The sequence below is a fragment of the Kitasatospora sp. NPDC057738 genome, assembly GCF_042798815.1.
Lineage (GTDB): Bacteria > Actinomycetota > Actinomycetes > Streptomycetales > Streptomycetaceae > Kitasatospora > Kitasatospora lactacystinica.
This window is the reverse complement of record NZ_JBHVJT010000095.1, coordinates 18,765-36,749: the sequence shown is the minus strand read 5'-3', so window position 1 is coordinate 36,749 and position 17,985 is coordinate 18,765. Positions and strand designations below refer to the sequence as shown.

At 72.6% G+C, this 17,985-nt stretch carries 13 protein-coding genes; 6 read left to right on the top strand and 7 right to left on the bottom strand.

Annotation, left to right across the window (positions count from 1 at the left end):
- Positions 1–1,568 precede the first annotated feature (1,568 nt).
- Positions 1,569–4,184 (top strand): collagenase, encoded by a 2,616-nt coding sequence (locus ACFVGO_RS35375; RefSeq protein WP_380636224.1) that lies wholly within the window; start codon positions 1,569–1,571, stop codon positions 4,182–4,184.
- Positions 4,185–4,332: 148 nt separating this feature from the next.
- Here the strand turns inward: ACFVGO_RS35375 and ACFVGO_RS35370 are convergent, their stop codons facing one another.
- Positions 4,333–4,977, bottom strand: coding sequence for a response regulator transcription factor (locus ACFVGO_RS35370; protein WP_359915162.1), 645 nt, complete (start codon positions 4,975–4,977; stop codon positions 4,333–4,335).
- The gene (locus tag ACFVGO_RS35365; protein WP_380636222.1) at positions 4,965–6,134 is read right to left on the bottom strand and encodes a histidine kinase; all 1,170 of its coding nucleotides are present in this window, start codon (positions 6,132–6,134) and stop codon (positions 4,965–4,967) included. The genes ACFVGO_RS35370 and ACFVGO_RS35365 overlap by 13 nt, the downstream gene beginning before the upstream one ends.
- Before the next feature lie 113 nt (positions 6,135–6,247).
- Between ACFVGO_RS35365 and ACFVGO_RS35360 the strand changes: the two genes are divergently transcribed.
- The 4 genes from ACFVGO_RS35360 (at position 6,248) to ACFVGO_RS35345 (ending at position 10,179) form a co-directional block, all read left to right on the top strand.
- The gene (locus tag ACFVGO_RS35360) at positions 6,248–7,483 is read left to right on the top strand and encodes a serine hydrolase domain-containing protein (protein WP_380636220.1); all 1,236 of its coding nucleotides are present in this window, start codon (positions 6,248–6,250) and stop codon (positions 7,481–7,483) included.
- A 72-nt stretch (positions 7,484–7,555) separates the two neighbouring features.
- The gene (locus ACFVGO_RS35355) at positions 7,556–7,924 is read left to right on the top strand and encodes a hypothetical protein (RefSeq protein ID WP_359915167.1); all 369 of its coding nucleotides are present in this window, start codon (positions 7,556–7,558) and stop codon (positions 7,922–7,924) included.
- Between the two features lie 68 nt (positions 7,925–7,992).
- Complete coding sequence (locus ACFVGO_RS35350) at positions 7,993–9,300, top strand: M64 family metallopeptidase (protein ID WP_380636217.1); 1,308 nt, start codon at positions 7,993–7,995, stop codon at positions 9,298–9,300.
- Between the two features lie 276 nt (positions 9,301–9,576).
- Positions 9,577–10,179 (top strand): hypothetical protein, encoded by a 603-nt coding sequence (locus ACFVGO_RS35345; RefSeq protein ID WP_359915169.1) that lies wholly within the window; start codon positions 9,577–9,579, stop codon positions 10,177–10,179.
- A gap of 69 nt (positions 10,180–10,248) precedes the next feature.
- Here ACFVGO_RS35345 and ACFVGO_RS35340 read toward each other — a convergent pair whose 3' ends face one another.
- The 5 genes from ACFVGO_RS35340 to ACFVGO_RS35320 all read right to left on the bottom strand — a co-directional run bounded on the left by ACFVGO_RS35340 (position 10,249) and on the right by ACFVGO_RS35320 (position 15,983).
- The gene (locus ACFVGO_RS35340; RefSeq protein ID WP_380355186.1) at positions 10,249–12,645 is read right to left on the bottom strand and encodes a lamin tail domain-containing protein; all 2,397 of its coding nucleotides are present in this window, start codon (positions 12,643–12,645) and stop codon (positions 10,249–10,251) included.
- A 296-nt stretch (positions 12,646–12,941) separates the two neighbouring features.
- Complete coding sequence (locus ACFVGO_RS35335; RefSeq protein ID WP_359915173.1) at positions 12,942–13,325, bottom strand: hypothetical protein; 384 nt, start codon at positions 13,323–13,325, stop codon at positions 12,942–12,944.
- A gap of 289 nt (positions 13,326–13,614) precedes the next feature.
- Positions 13,615–14,130, bottom strand: a complete 516-nt coding sequence (locus ACFVGO_RS35330; RefSeq protein WP_359915175.1) for an anthrone oxygenase family protein — start codon at positions 14,128–14,130, stop codon at positions 13,615–13,617.
- Positions 14,131–14,416: 286 nt separating this feature from the next.
- Positions 14,417–15,064 carry a hemerythrin domain-containing protein gene (locus ACFVGO_RS35325; protein ID WP_359915177.1) on the bottom strand — a complete coding sequence of 216 codons (648 nt, stop codon included), beginning with the start codon at positions 15,062–15,064 and terminating at the stop codon, positions 14,417–14,419.
- An 82-nt stretch (positions 15,065–15,146) separates the two neighbouring features.
- A complete protein-coding gene (locus ACFVGO_RS35320; RefSeq protein WP_380636226.1) occupies positions 15,147–15,983 on the bottom strand; it encodes an NmrA family transcriptional regulator in 837 nt (278 codons plus the stop codon).
- A gap of 762 nt (positions 15,984–16,745) precedes the next feature.
- Here ACFVGO_RS35320 and ACFVGO_RS35315 point away from each other — a divergent pair.
- Positions 16,746–17,951: a Rieske 2Fe-2S domain-containing protein gene (locus tag ACFVGO_RS35315; protein WP_380636214.1), complete on the top strand. Its 1,206-nt coding sequence runs from the start codon at positions 16,746–16,748 to the stop codon at positions 17,949–17,951.
- Positions 17,952–17,985 lie beyond the last annotated feature (34 nt).

The following is a 17,985-nucleotide window of genomic DNA, read 5'->3' as shown; positions in this document are numbered from 1 at the left end:
CAACGCCAAAAACACCTACGACCCCACCCACACCCTCACCCCCGGCCACAACATCTTCCCCTAACCCCACACCACACCACACACACAACAAGAAACGCCGAGCACGAAACCCGGGATCGGAAACACGGATACCGTTCACCGACCGTGGAACCGAGCCGGAGCCCGGGTCCCAATGACCAGAACCGCCAATTGAACGAACAGTCAAAGAAAAAGCCGCAAATGAGCCGGGCATGATCGGATGCTTCCGGCTCATCGTGCTGTCCGCGCAAATCCCGGACCCCATTAGGACTTGGCGCCGCGCTGGCGGCCCGGAGAGGGCGATGCGCCTAATGGGTTCGTCGTCGACGAACTCGGAGGGCTCCTCGTGTTCCGCCGGGGTCGTGCCGCTGCAGAGACACGGCGAGCGCACCGGCTGGGGGCCGATCCGGGGGCGAAGGTGCTCTCGCTCCGGGCGTCGTACGGCAGTGGGTCGAGCATCGAGCGTCCTGAGCTCGGCGAGGAGACGGCGGCCGTGCGCGGGCCCGGCACCGGCTGACCGGTTCCACGGGGCTTCCGCGCGGGCGATCGGCTCAACTACCGCGGTGGCAGGGTGAGTTCCGGCAACAGGGTCGTCCCGTTGCTGCCCCTCACGGGGCGGCGAGGGCGGCAACGGTCGCCGGAAACCGGGTGCGGCGGCGAAGTCCCACCTGGCATCATGACTCCCGTGATCATGTGTCGAAAGGCCGATGCCGCGTAGGCGTCCACGCGCGCTGCGCACTGAGCGACCGGTTTCCCGTATCCGGGGGCCGGCCCCGCCGTTCCGGATTCACGGGCTCTCCGCCGGGGCGAGCCGGGCGGTGTACCGGGTCGAGCGCCTGAGCGCCGGCTTCTACTTGCACCCGGGTGCCACCGACCGGGCGTTGCGGCGATACCGCGAGTTCCTGCACCCGCCGGGAAGGCGTCCGCTGTATCCGCGGGAGTCGTCCTGCTCGTGCTCGGGGTGTTCGTTCGAGGACGTCAGGCACGCACGTGACGTGCTGGAGGAGGTCCTGGAGAGACTGCCGGGACGGGCGCGCGCCGAGCTCGGCCGACTCGTGAGGCCGCTGGATGCGGTGTTCCTGCGTCGCACTCTCCCCGACCCGTTCGCTCACCGGCGCCGGTGGCGCACGGAGTTCTGGTGGTACCGCCGGCTGGCCGAGGGGTCGGAGTGGGGGTGAAGGGGCCCGCGGCCCGGTGGGGGCGGCCGTGGGGCGTGGGCGGCGCCCTGGCCCGGGGTCCGCCTTTACGGGCGGGGGCGGAGATCGGCCACTCCGGGTGGCCCGCCGGCCCGCGCGGCCTCGGGCAAATCTCCTGGCTCGTGACCTGCCGGACCTCCGGCGCCCGTCCGCCGCGCCGCCCCCGGACCGGACCGTCGCAGGTCAGCCACGTATCGGGGCGTGGTGGGCGCGAGGTGGCTGAAAATCGCGTGCCATATAACCTGTGACATTGTTCTGATGGCCGGTCAGTGACAGGATCCACGCCAATCTCCTCATCTCCTTCACTCAGTCCGACCCCACGTCGGGCTGCCCCCACTCGAAGAAGGACTCGGCGTGCTCCTGCGCACAAGACTCTCCACGCTCGCGGCCGGCGTCGTCGCCTGTTGTGCCACGGCCACCGCCGTGCTGCCGGCCCAGGCCTTCGCGGCACCCGCTGCCGTCACCGCCGCCCCGGCCCTGACCGCGGCCGCCCCGACCACGACCCCGACCCCGACCCCGACCCCGACCGACCCGAACGCACCCGCCGCACCCACCGCGCCCACCGCCGGCGCGACGGCGGGCTCCGAGGAGCCCGCCGCGCCCGCGGCCCCGCTGCCCCCGGCGCTGATCGGCGAGCGACTCATGGGCGGGCCGGCCACAACGGCCGCAACGGCCGCGACGGCCGCCCCCGTCGCGCCCAAGTCCCTTGCCCCGCAGGCCCTTTCCGGCTCGGAAGCGGCCGCGGCCGCCGCGCAGGCCTGCACCCCGGCCGACTTCGCCGCCCGCAACGGGGCCGACCTGGTCGCGTTCATCAAGAGCTCGACCCCGGAGTGCATTCGGGGCCTGTACAGCAGCGGTGGCGCCGACCCGGGCATCTTCCGGCAGTCCCGGATGCTGTCCGTCGCGGCCGCCTTCAAGGACCTGGCGGCCGGCTACACCGGCGACAACTCGACCGGCATCCAGCAGCTGGCGCTCTACCTGCAGGTGGGCTACTACATCCAGTTCTACTACCCCGACGCGGCCGGCCCGTACACCGGCGAGCTCACCACCGCCGTCCGGGCCGCCCTGGACGCGTTCTTCGCCGGGGCCCGCTGGCACGACGTCACCGAGGGCAACGGCATCGTGCTCAGGGACGTGGTGTGGCTCACCGACAGCGCCAACGTCCAGGCCGGCTACCTGGGCGTCTACAAGCGGATACTGGACGACTACAACAACTCCTACAACGCGGTCCCGAAGATGGTCGGCGCGGTCAACTCCGTGCTGCAGTACCCGCTCTGGCGGGGCAACTCGAACCAGGACTTCGTCAGGGCGGTCGCCGCCGACCCGAGCCTCGCCGTCTCCCTCGCCGACTTCGCGATCAACCACAAGGACCTGATCGGCGGGCCCAACGAGGTCCTCGACACCAACGCGGGCAACGACCTGGCCCGGATGGCCGGGAGCGGCCCCGCCGTCGAAGCCCTGGTCAAGCCGCTGGTCAGGAAGGTGCTGGACGCCGCGCCGCTGCTGACGCCGGCGGCGCCGCTGTACGTGCACACGGCCGTCCAGGCCGCGTACTACAACAGCGGCCAGTGCTCGTACTACGACATCTGCAACCTGCCCGCCAAGCTCACCTCGGTGGTCCTGCCGCACCAGCTGGTCTGCGACAACCGGACCATCCAGGCCCAGGCGCTGTCGGCCGAGGAACTGGCCACCGTCTGCGCCAGCCTGCGCAACCAGGACGCCTTCTTCCACGGCGTGGTCAAGGACAACGGGCCGATCCCGAACCAGTACGCCCAGAACGTCACCTTCGGGATCTTCGCCAACAAGACCGACTACACCACCTACTCGTGGGCGATCTTCGGCAACGACACCGACAACGGCGGCCAGACCGTCATGGACGCGACCGACCCGAACAAGCTGGCCGCGACCGTGATGTACCAGAAGACCTGGAACAACAACGACCCGGCCCGGGTGTGGAACCTCAACCACGAGTACACCCACTACCTCGACAGCATCTACGACCTCAAGGGCAACTACCGCACCCAGATGTCCGTCCCGGACATCTGGTGGGTCGAGGGCCTCGCCGAGTACGTCTCGCACAGCTACCGCGGCGCCACCGACACCGACGCGATGGCCCAGGCCGCCAAGCACACCTACAAGCTCAGCACCCTCTTCCAGAGCACCCCCGGCAACTCGGACTCGACCCGCGTCTACCCGTGGGGCTACCTGGCCACCCGGTACATGGTGGAGAAGCACCCGGCCGACGTCCAGGCCATGCTGGCCCGGTTCCGCGTCGGTGACTACCCCGGCGGCTACGCGGTCTACAACAGCCTCGGCACCTCCTACGACGCCGACTTCGACGCCTGGCTCGACGCCTGCGCCGGCGGCGCCTGCTACAACCCCGGCCCGACCGCCCTGTTCGACACCTCGGTGAACGGCGCGACCGTCAGCGTGAACGACCGGTCGGTGCAGACCGGCTCCGGCCGGATCACCGCCTGGCACTGGACCTTCGGCGACGGCACCTCCTCGGACGAGCGCAACCCGAGCCACACCTACGCGGCGGCCGGCAGCTACACCGTCGCCCTGACCACCACCGACGACACCGGCCGGATCTCCACCACCCCGGCCACCGTCACCGTGACGGCCGCCCCGGTCGTCCTGCCGGCCTGCACCGAGCAGCGCGCCGACGCGATGGGCCGGAACTGCTCGCGCGGCGGCCGCGCCGCGACCGCCGGCAACCTCGACTACCTGTACGTCTACCTGCCGGCCGGAACGACCACGCTGAAGGTCACCACCTCCGGCGGCACCGGCACCGCGCACCTCTACTACAACGCGGACACCTGGGCCTCGCCGAAGGCCTTCACCGCCTCCTCCACCGGCACCGGCACCACCCAGTCCCTCACCGTCACCAACCCCACCGCCGGCTACCGCTACCTCAGCCTGTACGCCGTCACCGACTTCAGCGGCGTCACGGTCAGCACCCAGTTCTGACCCCGACCCGCACACCTGGGCGGAGCGCTCGGCCGGGCTTCCCGGCCGGGCGTTCCGCGTGGGCGTTCCGGATGGGCGTTCCACCGGGCCGACAGGCGGGGCGGAGTGCGGGACGACCTGCGGGCGGCGGGCCGACCGGCCGGGTTCCTCAGCGGCGGCTGAGGTAGGTGAGGACGGCGAGGACGCGGCGGTGGCCGCTGTCGGCCGGCGAGAGGCCGAGTTTGGCGAAGATGTGGCCGATGTGCTTGTGGACGGCGTTGTCGGTGATGACGAGCCGGGTGGCGATGGTGGTGTTGTCCTTTCCTTCGGCCATCAGGGCGAGGACCTCGCGTTCGCGCGGCGTGAGGGCGGCGATCGGGTCGCGGGCGGGCCGGGTGAGGAGCTGGCCGATCACCTCGGGGTCCATGACGGTGCCGCCGGCGGCGACCCGCCGCAGTGCGTCGGTGAACTCGCTCACCCGGCTCACCCGGTCCTTGAGGAGGTAGCCGACGCCGCCGCGGCCGTCGGAGACCAGCTCGCCGGCGTACTGCTGCTCGACGTACTGGGAGAGGACGAGCACGGGCAGGCCGGGGTGCAGGCGGCGGGCGCGGATCGCGGCGTGGATGCCTTCGTCGCGGAACCCGGGCGGCAGCCGTACGTCGACGATGGCGACGTCCGGGCGGTGCTCGGTGACGGCGGCGAGGAAGCCGGGGGCGTCCGGGGTGATCGCGGCGACCTCGAAGCCCTTGGCGGTCAGCAGGAGTTCCAGCCCGTTGGCCAGCAGGACGTTGTCCTCGGCGATCACGACGCGCACGGCAGGCTCACGGTGATCGTGGTCGGGCCGCCGCCGGGGCTGTGCAGGTGGACGGTGCCGTCGAGCGCCAGGACGCGGTGGCGGATTCCGGTGATGCCGGTGCCCAGCGTCTCGTCGGCGCCGCCGACGCCGTCGTCGGTGACCTCGATCGCCAGCCGGTCGCCGTCGCGTGCGACGCGGACGGCGGTCCGGGTGGCCCGGCTGTGCTTGGCGGCGTTGGTGAGCGCCTCGGCGATCGTGAAGTAGGCGACGGCCTCGACCGCGGCGGGGACCGTGTCGAGGTCGCCGGAGCCACCGGAGCCGATGTCGAGGGTGGTGTCGATCGCCGAGCGGGACGCCAGCGCGGTCAGCGCCCCGGCGAGGCCGCGGTCGGCGAGGATCGGCGGGTATATCGTCCGGATCACCACTCTCAGCTCCGTCATGGCTTCCTCGGTGTTCTCGTGCGCTTCCTCCAGGAGCCCGGCCACCAGCCCGGGGTCGTCGCTCAGCAGCTCACGGGCCACGCCCAGCCGCATCGCGATGGCCACCAGCCGGGCCTGGGTGCCGTCGTGCAGGTCGCGTTCGATCCGGCGGAGTTCCGCGCCGTGCGCGTTCATGGCGTGCACCCGTGTCTCGGTCAGGGTCTCCACCCGTTGTGCCAGCCGCGTGGCGGTCGAGGGGGACAGCAGCGCGACGCAGGTCCGGGCGTGCAGGCGGGCCAGCCGGGGAGCCAGCCAGTAGGTCAGGGCCGCGAAGGCGACGGCTTGTGCGGTCCCGAGGGTCAGCGCCGTGCCCCACCCGGTCAGGGGGACACCGGCGGCGAAGCCGCCCGCGCGGGTGCCGGCGGGCAGCGCCCACCACAGGGGCACCGTGACGGCCGTGGTCACGGCGTTGCCCGCGCACAACAGCAGGACGAGGCCGAACGCCAGGGCGGTCACGGTGCAGGCGCAGAGCCAGCCGAGGAGTCGCCACGGGCCGACCCGGACCGGGCCGGAGCGCGGAGAGCCCAGCAGCCGGTCGGCGCGGCGGCGGTGCCAGGACGCCCAGGAGCGGGCCGTGACCGGGACGGCGAGTACGGGCAGCGCCAGCACGGCGACCGCAGCGGTGAGCAGGCTCCCCAACAGGTAGCCCAGACCGCGCCACATCTCCGAAAGCCGACCGGCCCCATGGTGCTTCATCCGCACCAGTCTGGACCATGGGGGCCGGGCCGGGCATTACAGCCCACTACCCTCTTTTATGACGGGTGAGCGGTATCGTCCGGCCTCCCCACCCCGACCTAGCGTCAACGCCCATGACGACTTCACCGATGCGTGCCCCGCGGCGGCGCCACCGATCCGTCCGACAGAACGTCACGCTGGCCGCCGTCGCGGCCGTGACCCTCTCCACCGGCGCGCCCGCGGCGCCGGCCGCCCCGCAGTACGACGACCGGCTCCGGATCCGGCTCCAGCGCGACGCCGACGCGCTCACCGCGGTCGGCGCCACCGGAGTCCAGGCCCGCGTGGTCACCTCCGACGGCCGGAACCTGACCGCCGTCGGCGGCGTCGCCGATCTGACGGGACGCCAGCCGGTGCCCCGGAACGGCTACTTCAGGATCGCCAGCATCACCAAGACGTTCGTGGCCACCGTGACCCTGCAGCTCGCCGGCGAGAACAGGCTCTCCCTGGACGACCCGGTCGATCGGTGGCTGCCCGGCGTGGTGTCCGGAAACGGCAACGACGGTCGCGCGATCACTGTCCGCCAGCTGCTCCGGCACACCAGCGGCATCCATGACGACTACCCGGACTACACCTCGGCGGAGGACTTCCGGCAGCACCGGTCGGACGCGTACACACCCGAGCAGATCGTCGCCCGGGCGATGGCCCACGGCCCGGACTTCGACCCCGACACGGGCTGGAACTACAGCAACACCGGCTACGTCCTGCTCGGGATGATCATCGAGCGGGTCACCGGGCGTCCCTGGCACGAGGAGGTCGGGGACCGGATCGTCCGGCCGCTCGGCCTCGATCACACCTTCCACCCGGGTACGTCCCCCACCCTGCCCCGGCCGCACGCCGAGACCTACCAGAGGTTCGCGGCCGGCGAGCCGCTCGTGGACGTCACCGAGCAGGTCGGCTCGGGCACCAACGGCGAGGCCGGGCTCGTCTCCACCACCGCCGACCTCGACCGGTTCTTCGGCGCCCTGCTCGGCGGCCGGCTCCTGGCACCGGCGCAGCTGGCGGAGATGACCCGGACCGTCGAGGTCGGCGAGAAGTTCGAGCGGTTCATGCCGGGCGCCCGGGCCGGGCTGGGGATCTTCTCGCGCCGGCTGTCCTGCGGCGGGGAGTACTGGGGCCACGAGGGCGGTGACGCCGGGTGGATCAGCACCGCCGGCGTCACCGCCGACGGCCGGCGCAGCGTCACGGTCTCGCTGTCGGGCGTCCAGGCCGCCACCGACGGGGACGTCCTGCGGGTGGCGGAGGCGGAGAACAGGCTGGTCGACGACGCGCTGTGCACGAGTCCGAAGGCGGCCGGCCCCCAGCGCCGGTGACGTCCTCCGCGCGGACCCGTCCCCCGCGTCCCGCCCCGGAACGGCGTTCCCACCGGGCTGGTACCGTCCGGCATGGACTTCTCCTCCGCCGGAACGGGCGGGCCGCGCCTGGACGCCGCCGCCCTGGCCCGCATCGAACTCGCCGACAACGTCCGGGGATCGCTGCCCTCGGCGGCGGACGCGGGACGGGCGGCCGCGCGCTTCCACGCCGCCGGGTGGCGGGTCCGGCGGTCGGGGTGGACCGAGTTCGAGGTGGAGAACGCGTTCGCCGAGCTGGAGCTGCTGCCGCTGGAGCCCGTGACGTTCACCGGGTTCGTGGACCCCGACCGGATCGACGTCCTTCTCGCGGCGCTGGCGGAGGCGGGCCTGTCCTTCGAGGTCGAGTTCACCGACGCGGACGAACGCGAGCACCTCCATCGCTCGGCCGACTATCCGGCATGACAAATGATTGTCAGGTTATCGACATGGGAAGGGGGCTGGCCACAGACCGCACCTCCGGAAGGACACCCGTGCACCGCACCACCCTCAGGACCACCACCGCCCTGCTCGCCACCGTACTCGCCGGAACGGTGCTGGGGGCCGCACCGGCCTGGAGCCGCCCCGCGGACGGCACCCCGCCGACCCGTCAGGTGGAGGTGTTCGCCGAGGACGGCGGCATCTCCCGCGCCCAGGCCCCGGCCGCCTCCCCCTACCTCGCCGGCCACCCCCAGGGCCTGGCGCCCGTGCAGGGGGACGGCGAGGTCACGGCACTGGTCCACAACGGCGAACCGGCCACCAAGCTGGACGTGGTGGTGATCGGCGACGGGTACACGGCGCAGGAGCAGGACAAGTTCCGTGCGGACGCGGACCAGAAGTGGCGCGAGATGACCTCCGTCGAGCCCTACGCCACCTACCGCTCACTGTTCAACGTCTGGGCGGTGAACGCCGTTTCCCCCGAGTCGGGCGTGACCGGGGACCCGGACCGGGCGACGGTGCGGCACACCGCGCTGGGCTCGTACTTCTGGTGCGACGGCGTGGAGCGGCTGCTCTGCGTGGACGAGAAGGCCGTCGAGTCGTACGCGGCGAAGGCCCCGCAGGCGGACCTGGTGCTCGTGGTGGCCAACACCGCCAAGTACGGCGGCGCCGGCTACAACGACGTCAAGTCCTCGGTCGGCTACGAGGGCATCGCCACCGTGGCGGGCGGCAACGCGAAGTCCGGGCAGATCGCGGTGCACGAGACCGGGCACTCACTGGGCAAGCTGGCCGACGAGTACGCCTACGACGGCCAGGGGACGTACCAGGGCGACGAACCCGCCGAGGCCAACATCAGCACCCTGACCGCCGACCGGATGCGCGCTCAGGGCACCAAGTGGTCGCGCTGGCTGGGGCAGGCCTCGCCGGACGGCGGCACGGTCGGCACGTACGAGGGCGGCGGCTACTACCCCACCGGGCTCTACCGCCCGACCGAGAACTCGATCATGCGCTCGCTCGGACGCGAGTTCAACCTGCCCGGGCGTGAGGCGATGATCGCGGGCTTCTACCGCCACGCCACCCCGCTCACCAGCCCCACCCCCGGCGGCAGCCGGCTCACCCCCGCGGACCGCCTCACCGTCGACCTGCCGGTGCCCGCGACCCGGCTCCGCTGGTACCTGGACGGGCGCGAGCTGCCCCGGCTGAACGGCCGCACCGCGCTGGACCTGGCCGAGCTCAAGCTGACCGGGCCGCGCTCCCGGCCGCACACCCTCACCGCCGTCGCCACCGACCCGACCCCGGCCGTCGCGGACCCGGCGCTGCGCGCGAAGCTGACCGCGAGCCTGTCCTGGGTGGTCACGCGCTGAGACGGGTCCTGGCGTGCCGTTCGACCGGACCGGCACCCGACGGAACCCCGCCCCGGCCCCTGGAACTCAAGGGGCCGCGGCGGGGGTCCGGTCGGGTCGGAGTTCCGGCCGGGCCTTCACAACATCCACCCGAGTTGAGCGGTTCGTGAGGCGGCCGTGACGACACCGTGCTAAAACCTTCGGCGGGCCGCAACTCCCGTTGTCGGCCCGCACGGTACCGCATGTCCCGTTGTTCCCGCGCCGGACCCCGTGTCCGGCCACGACCCTGGGAGAACCATGCCCACCGCACACGCGCACACCCGCTTCGCCCGCCTGCTGCTCGCCGCACTGGCCGCCCTCGCCCTCCTGCTCTCGGGCGCGGTCGCCGCGACCCCCGCGAAGGCCACCACCACCGGCCTCGACGGCTCCTGGGCCTGCGAGGTCCCGGCCGGGTACGTCTACGACCAGGTGTCGATGAACCGCAGCTGCAGCGGCGGCGGCAGCTGGAACTCGCCGCAGTTCCACCTGCGGACCCCGTACGACGGCCTGACGGCCTGTCGGAGCACGCCCGGCTTCGTCTACGACAACATCACCTGGGGTCTCGCCTGCAGCCAGATCAGCGGCGTGCAGTCCAACCAGTACCACCTGCGCAAGCCGGTCGACGGCCTGGTCGCCTGCGTGGGCACCCCGGAGTTCACCTACGACTACCTCGTCTGGGGCACCGCCTGCAACCTCACCACGGGCGGCGGCCAGTCCAACGCCTTCCACCTCCGCAAGCCGTACAGCGGCCTCTGGGCCTGTGACGTCCCCTACGGCTTCACGTACAGCACGACCACCCAGAACACCGACTGCAGCACCTACCGGAACACCCCGTCCACCAAGTTCCTGCTGCTCGGCTAGCGTTCCCGCCCCCACGAACGGTGCCGGTCTCCCCGAACCGCGGGGAGACCGGCACCGTCGTCGGGCCCGCTACGGCAGCGGGATGCGCACCACCTGCGGGTCGTGGTCGCTGAGCTGCGTGCTGAACTCGCTGTTGATGTGCACGATGTCGTAGCTGTACGCGGTGGCCGCGAGCGCGCCGGAGATCAGGATGTGGTCCAGCACCTGCGAGTTGCCCTCGTACACGTAGGTGTAGCGCTCGGGCAGCGGCAGGGTGCGCGGCAGGTCGGTGAGCGAGCCGCCGGCGGTGAGGATGTCGGCGGTCTGCGAGAACTCGAAGTCGTTGAGGTCGCCGAGCACGATGACCGAGGCCTTCGGGTCCACGGCCAGGATCCGGTCGGTGAAGTCCTTCACCACGGTCGCCTGGTCGTGGCGCTGGCTCTCCGAGGGGTGGGCCGGCTGCTGGTAGCGGCCGAAGAGGGGCTGGTCGCCGCCCTTGGAGTTGAAGTGGTTGGCGATCACGAAGACCGGCTTGCCGTTCCAGCGGAACTCGCCGGCCAGCGGCTTGCGGCTGGAGTTGAACGCCGCGTTGGCGGGGTCGATCCGTCCGGGCGAGTAGGCCAGCTGCGGCGTGCCGCCCGCGTTCACCACGGAGTCGGCGGTGGTGGAGCCGGCGCCGGGGCGGTCGGTGAAGGAGAGGCCGCGGTCGGTGCGGTACAGGAACACCTGGCGGATGTTGCCGCCGGGCTGCCCGCCGTCCTGGCCGTCCACCGGGTCGATCTCGCGGTAGGAGTAGGAGGGCCCGCCGGCCGCGGTGACGGCCGCGGTGAGCTTGGCCAGGGTCTGGGTGGCGCTCACCGTGCCGTCGCTGGTGGCGCCGCTGTTGTCCTGGATCTCCTCCAGGGCGACCAGGTCGGGCGAGCGCAGGTTGGTGACGATGCCCGCCGCGAGGCCGTCGAACTTGCTCTGCGGGTCGGACGGGGCGAGGTTCTCCACGTTGAAGGTCGCGACGGCGAGCTGGCCGGCCGTCGGCGCGGCGGTGACCTCGGGGGTGGTGGTGCCGGGGGTGACCGTCGGGGTCGCGGTGACCTGGAGGGTGAAGTTGCCGAAGGCGTAGTCGAGGACGCCGACGGTGGCGCCGGTCAGGGTGTCGCCGACGTTGGCGGTCGGGGTGGGGGCGAGCGCCTTCCCGAGGACGACCCGCTCCGGGTTGCCGTCGTTCGCCTGCAGCAGGATGCCGCCCCGGTTGGTGCGGGTGCCGCTGCCCTGCGGGACGACGGAGAGCTCGCCGTACTTGTTGGTCGGGCCGACCACGGCCGCGTCGTCGATCTCGACCCGCATGCCCTCCAGGGACTCCCAGAAGTCCAGGCCGTCGGTGGCGGGCTGGTAGTTCCCCGCGGTCTCGACGTCGCCGGAGGTGACGCCGGAGATGACCGCGGACGGGGGCACCCGCCCGCCCTGGCCGACCAGGGTGGCGGCGGGCAGCGGCGCGTTGTGGGCGACCACCGTGACGGCGGGCGCGGTCAGTTCGGTGATCGACAGGTTGGTGGTGCCGCCGGTGCCGCCCGGGCGGAACTGGCTGACGGTCGCACTCACCGTGACCGAGTCCCCGACCGCGACCGAGGGCGCGCCGGAGGTGTAGACGTAGACGCCCTCGCTGGTGCCGGGGTCGTTGTCGGGCTGCGGGTCCTGGTACCAGAAGCCGTTGGGGCCGACGGCCGTCACCACGCCGGGCACGGCGCTGACCGCGCTGCCGGCCAGCGGGGAGACCCGGGCGGCGCCCTGGATGTCGTGGATGCGGGTGCCGCCGGGGTTTCCGCCCCCGCCGGTGGAGGAGTTGCGCGGCGCGGGCGAGCCGATCACGAAGTCCGTCGCGTTGTTGTCGGTGTCGGTGGCGCCGCCGCCCGCGCGCAGGGCCGCGGTGCCGTTCGACAGGTTGCCGGTCGGCGAGCCCTCGGCGGAGCCGGCGCCGCTGCCGTAACCGACGAAGTCCTTCACCCCGGACTGGGTCGCGCAGCCGGTGGAGCAGGTCAGCGCCGTGCCGTTGGTGACGAGGGCGATCTTTCCGGAGGTCGCGGACATCGCGATCGTGCCGGTGGCGTCCGCCGTCGGCAGCGCGGCGCCGGTGCCGGCCCCGGCGGCCTCCTGGACGAGGAAGTAGTGGCCGGGCGCGATCGTCCCGGAGAGGGTGGTCCGCGACCAGCTGGACCCGGTGGCCGAGGCGTACTGCACCGTCCAGCCCGTGACCGACACCGGCGTGGTGCCGCGGTTGTACAGCTCGACGAAGTCGTTGGCGTACGGGGCACCGGAGTTGCCGCCACCGCCGTACACCTGGCTGATCACGATGTCGGGCGACGCCGCCTGCGCAACGCCGCCGGGCAGCGCCACCAGCGCCGCCACCACGGCCGCGGCGGAGACCGCCGCCGGCGTCCGGCGCCGCACTCGCGCCGCACTCTGGGTGATCCGGGGGTTCAAGGTGCTCCGCATGAGGCTTCCTCCTGACCACCGCCCGGGCTCGTGGCCCGGCGGTGTGACCACGGACAAGAAAGGTCGGGCGCTGCGGTTCTAACAGCGCCACCAGATCCCTACCGGGCGCATCGGGCAACGGCCAGACGTACGGCGGAAGAACGTTTCTACGCGCGACAAGTGGGAGGACGAACTCCGGATGGCCGGAGGCGACTTCCGCTCCCCACGGGGCCGCCGGCCCGGCCGGGACAGCGCGGAGCCCGGGCCCGGCAGCGCCTCCGCCGCCGGACCCGGGCCGGTTCCCGCCCGCCGGGTGGTCAGCCCGGACGGTGCTGCCGCGGCGGCGTCACCGTCGGCGTCGCCCGGGGCGGGCGCAGCCGCAGCGGCGCGAGTTCGCGTTCCAGGGCCCGCACGTCCAGCGCTATCCGGGACGCGATCTCGCGCGGGCCGGTGCCGGCGGGCAGCCGGCGCGACCAGGAACGGGGCTTGGCCGGGCCGTCCTGGACCATGTCGAAGTTGAGCCGCACCACGTCGGCGACGTCGACCAGGCTCACCAGGATCCTGGTGTCCGCGAGGTCGATGCTGACTTCGTTCCCGATGCACGAGCAGGCCACCAGGCCCTCGATGTCCGCCTCCGCCAGGTATCTGGCCAGGGGGACCGCCTTCCCCCGGACCAGAAACGGACGTTCCGCCGGATTCACCGGAACCGCCTCCTCCCCCAGCAGTCGAACGGCGCCTCGGCCGCGGCGCAAGCGCACCGCAACAGACCGGGCCCGGCCTATGCTCCACCACATCCGGCCGGTTCGCCAACTCGGGGTCCCACCAACTGAATTGGGAGAACGCACCGACCCGGCGCACCGGCGCACGCCCCCGCGCACCGACCGGGTCCGACGGCCCGCGGGCAGGGGCGCGCACACGGCCCGGGAACGCGCGTGTGCCCGCCCGCACGAGGCGGACGGGCACAGCGGCGGTACGCGGGACGGGCGTGGCTCAGCGACCGCCGCGGCCGTTCAGCACCAGGGAGCGGGTCAGGGCGAGCAGACCCCCGGTGCAGAGCGCCGTGCGGAGCATGTTCGCCGGCACCCAGCTGTCCGCGAACCTGGCCCGCACGGCGGCGAAGTCGTGGATCTGCGACGGGTCGCCGGCCGCCGCCAGCTCGTTGTTGAGCGGGATGTTGACGCCCATGGTGACGATCAGCGCCACCACGTACAGCGCCGTCGCCAGGGCCGCCCACAGCGCCGCCCGGCGCCGGCCGGCCTTGTGCAGCAGCCAGGCCGCCAGGCCGGTCGCCGCGAAGGCGCCGACGAAGACCAGGCCGAACAGCCCGTTCTCGATCGACTTGTTGATGTGCTGCATCGCCGTCACGTAGGTACGGTCGTCCCCGGCCGCCAGGCCCGGCATCACCGACACGTCGAAGGCGAAGAACAGCCCGGCCATCAGGCCCATCGCGACGGTGGCACCCACCAGCAGCGGACCCGCGGCCCGGCTCTGTCCGACGCTCTGCACGGAACTCCCCACCCCCGCACCCCCGATGGCCGACGGTGCCGTGTACGACAGCGGAACCGCGGTCTGATCCGAACGCATCTCAGGACCCTCTCACTCTTCCGGCTCCGCGCGGTGCGGCGCCGGCGAACGTGGAACACTCGACACCGCCCACCGTGCGGCGGGCCGCGCAACGAAACCGCGACAACCGGAACCCCGTTCCCCGGCAGGGCACGTGTCGCGTGCCGCGTGCCGCGTGCCGCGGCGCCGCGCCCGGGGCCGGGGCCGGGGGGCGAGGTTCCTGGTCTCCTCAGAGCACCGGGTCCAGGCCGCGCCGGTACCGCCGGTCCAGGACCGTCCGCCCGAGCAGCCGCACCGGGGCCGGGATGGTCGCCGAGACCGCCCGGACCGAGGCCGCGTCCGCGCCGTCGAACATCCAGGGCTGGAGGTAGGTCATCACCTGGGTCGGCGCGCTCCCGATGATCCGGCGCTCGACCCGCAGGTACTCGTCCACCGGCAGGCCGGCCAGCGCCGGGAAGACCACCGGCTCCTCGTGCCGCAGGTGCTCGCGCACCAGGCTCTCGAACGCCCGGGCCGCCTCGGGGAGTTCGGCCCGCAGGCCGGAGCCCAGCACCCCGGCCACCCGCCGCATCGAGGCGTCCAGCGCCTCGTGGTCCTCCTCCAGGACCCCGCTGCCGTCGAAGCCCGCCACCCGCCCGCGCAGGTATGGCCAGAGGATCTCGTCCTCGCTGTGGTGGTGCCAGTCGATCACCGAGCGCAGCCGCCCGAACCACTCCGCGAGCGCCGCGGAGGAGCCCGCCGTGCCGCGCTGCGCCACGGCGGTCAGCCGTGCCGCGTCCCGGCGCATCGCGACGTGCATCAGGCCGAAGCCCTTGAGCTGCTCGGGCAGGGCGCGGAGCCCGTGCTCGGTCGACCAGATCGTCGTACCGTCCGTCATGACCAGACCTCCAGAGTCCGTTCGGATTATCGACCAACGCCCGCCCGCAGGCGGCCGGTCGGAGCCGCCCGGACGGGTCGGCTCACGCGTTCCACACGCCGGAGGCGGCGGCCTCGCGGGCGTAGTCGGCGAAGTCCCGCGGCTCACGCCCCAGCGCCCGCCGCACACCGTCGCCCAGCGAGGCGTTGCGGCCGTCCAGGATCACCGAGAACAGCTCCGCGAAGTCCGCCGGCAGCCCCGCCGCCTCCAGCACCCCCCGGTACTCCTCCTCCGACACCGCCTCGAACCGCACCTCACGCCCCGTCGCCCCCGACAACTCCACCGCCACGTCCGCGAACGACAGCAGCCGCGGCCCCGTCAACTCGTACACCTCCCCCGCGTGCCCCGCCTCCGTCAACGCCGCCACCGCCACGTCCGCGATGTCCTCCACGTCCACGAACGGCTCCACCGCACCACCCACCGGCAACGCCAACTCCCCCGCCAGCACCGGCTCCAGGAAGAACGACTCACTGAAGTTCTGGTTGAACCACGCGCACCGCACCACCGTCCACGCGGCCCCCGACTCCATCACCGCCTTCTCCCCCGCCTCCGCGGCCTCCTCACCACGCCCCGACAACAGCACCAACCGACCCACCCCACGCTCCGCCGCCAGCCGCGAGAACGCCCCCACCGCCTCCACCGCACCCGGGAACGCCAGATCCGGGTAGTACGTCAGATACGCCGCACTCACCCCCTCCAACGCCCCCTCCCACGTCCCCTCGTCGTGCCAGTCGAACGGCACCGCACCCGAACGCGACCCCACCCGCACCCCGAAACCCCGCGCCGCCAACCGGTCCGCCACCCGACGACCCGTCTTCCCCGTCCCACCGACCACCAGCACCACACCGGACTCGACCGCGAGATCCACCACACCAGCCATCACGAACACCCTCATTCCAAGACTCGGAGGAATCACCGGAGACCGATCCTCGAAGGCGCCGGTTGCGCCCGATCGGTTCGTCGTCGTGGCACCATTCAAATCCGCCCTGCCCGGACGATCCATAGCCGCCGCTCTCAGCTCCATGCGCGAGCGTCTACGCCACCGATGCGCCACCGACCAGCGGTGCTCCGCCCGCCCCCGGTCGTCGAGCCACCCGCGGCCCGGGCTCCCCGGCACCCACCACAACACACCGCACCCCCGCCTGAAAGCTCTTTCCAGCGCCTCTCGACCCTTCTTCGACCGCGCGGCGGGAAGCGCCGCGCACGGCGTCCGGAAACGGGCCGGCGGGGAAATCGCGGAGTGGCCGGAAATGAAAGCGCCGGTCCCGGGACCGCGGAATCCGTCGCCGGCACCGATCGTCCAGAGGTACGGGCCCGAAGGGATGCCGCCCGGTGCCGACGGCCCGCCTCCGGCCCGGGCGCCGTCCGCCTCCCCGTTCGACCCGCTCGGCCCCTGCGAGGCCCCCGCTCGCCACCGGATCCCCGCCGAGGTGCTCGAACACGCCCGCCCCCCGAACCGAGCGGGCGCCCGGAACCTGTCGAATCCTTGAACGCCCATACCTGACGGATCATCAGACTTGTTGCTGCTTAGGGAGATTGTCCGTGCACCGGCTCCCGTTCCGTGGATAGCATCTGAATTCCATTCTGTTCGAGCGCTAATCGCCTGGGAGGGGCGGCGCCGGACAGACCGACAGGAGACTTCATGCGCGTGTCCAAGCACGTCCACCCCGTCAGCAACCGCCCGACCGCGGCCGACGTCGCCCTGCCACCGGCGCTGCCCTATCCCGACGGCTGGTCCGCACTCGCCTTCTCCGCCGAGCTCAAGCCCGGCACCGTGCTCACCCGCCAGCTCGCGGGCGAGGACGTCGTGCTGTACCGGCTGCGCAACGGCCGCCTCCGCGCGATCCGCCCGTACTGCCCGCACCTGGGCGCCCACCTCGGCCTGGCCGCGGTCGAGGGCAACGACCTGGTCTGCCCGTTCCACCGCTTCGCCTTCGACGCCGACGGCCACTGCGTACGCACCGGGTACGGCACCCAGACGCCCAAGGCCACGCTGACGCAGCTGCCGGTGCGCGAGGTGAACGAGGCGGTCTTCGTCTGGCGCCACCACGACGGCCGGGAGCCGGACTGGGAGATCCCCGCCTGGCACCGGCTCGGCGACGGACGGCAGCCGCTGCGGCACGCCTCCTTCGAGATGCCCGGCTACGCCCAGGACGTCATGGAGAACTCCTTCGACCTCGGCCACTTCGTCACCCTGCACGGCTGGCCCGAGGGCGAGCTGGCGGCACCGGTGGAGTTCGACGGCACCGGCTTCCACATCTCGATGCTGGTCCGGGAGACCTTCCCGCTCCTCGGGATGCGCGAGGTCCACGTCGAGGTGGACGGGTACGGCCTCGCCGCCCTGCACACCGACGTCCACACGCCCTCGCTCGGCCTGGAGATCTGCTCGCTGGTCATGGCCACCCAGGTCGCCCCCGGCCGGATGCAGCTGCGGCAGGCGAGCCGCTTCGTGATGGCGGAGCCCTCCGGGCTGCCGCCGGCCGTCGCCCGGACGGTCAGCCGGGTGGTGACCAGGCTGCTGGCGGGCCCGATGTTCCGGCGCAACCTGGAGTTCACCTCGGCGGACTTCCCGATCTGGTCCACCAAGCGGTACGTCTCCCCGCCCCGGCTCGCCCAGGGCGACGGGCCGATCGGCGCGATGCGGCACTGGGCCCGGCAGTTCTACCCGCCGGACCACCAGGCGCACCTGCCGGGGCCGGCCTCGCTCGCCGACCGGAACGGGCACGGCGCCCACGAGGCGAACGGGCACAGCGCGAACGGACAGGGCACGCCCGACGGCGAGGCCGCCGCGAGCCGAACCCAGGCCGATGCCTCCGGCAAGGCGTCCAGTGGAGCCGCCCGGAGCTGAGTCGGCCCCGGCCACCCGCAGACCCGCACCCGTT

Excerpts from the sequence above, each read along its gene's own strand:
- ACFVGO_RS35365 (WP_380636222.1), bottom strand. The coding sequence starts at position 6,134 with ATGAAGCACCATGGGGCCGGTCGGCTTTCGGAGATGTGGCGCGGTCTG.
- ACFVGO_RS35360 (WP_380636220.1), top strand. The coding sequence starts at position 6,248 with ATGACGACTTCACCGATGCGTGCCCCGCGGCGGCGCCACCGATCCGTC.
- ACFVGO_RS35355 (WP_359915167.1), top strand. The coding sequence starts at position 7,556 with ATGGACTTCTCCTCCGCCGGAACGGGCGGGCCGCGCCTGGACGCCGCC.
- ACFVGO_RS35345 (WP_359915169.1), top strand. The coding sequence starts at position 9,577 with ATGCCCACCGCACACGCGCACACCCGCTTCGCCCGCCTGCTGCTCGCC.
- ACFVGO_RS35340 (WP_380355186.1), bottom strand. The coding sequence starts at position 12,645 with ATGCGGAGCACCTTGAACCCCCGGATCACCCAGAGTGCGGCGCGAGTG.
- ACFVGO_RS35325 (WP_359915177.1), bottom strand. The coding sequence starts at position 15,064 with ATGACGGACGGTACGACGATCTGGTCGACCGAGCACGGGCTCCGCGCC.
- ACFVGO_RS35320 (WP_380636226.1), bottom strand. The coding sequence starts at position 15,983 with ATGGCTGGTGTGGTGGATCTCGCGGTCGAGTCCGGTGTGGTGCTGGTG.
- ACFVGO_RS35315 (WP_380636214.1), top strand. The coding sequence starts at position 16,746 with ATGCGCGTGTCCAAGCACGTCCACCCCGTCAGCAACCGCCCGACCGCG.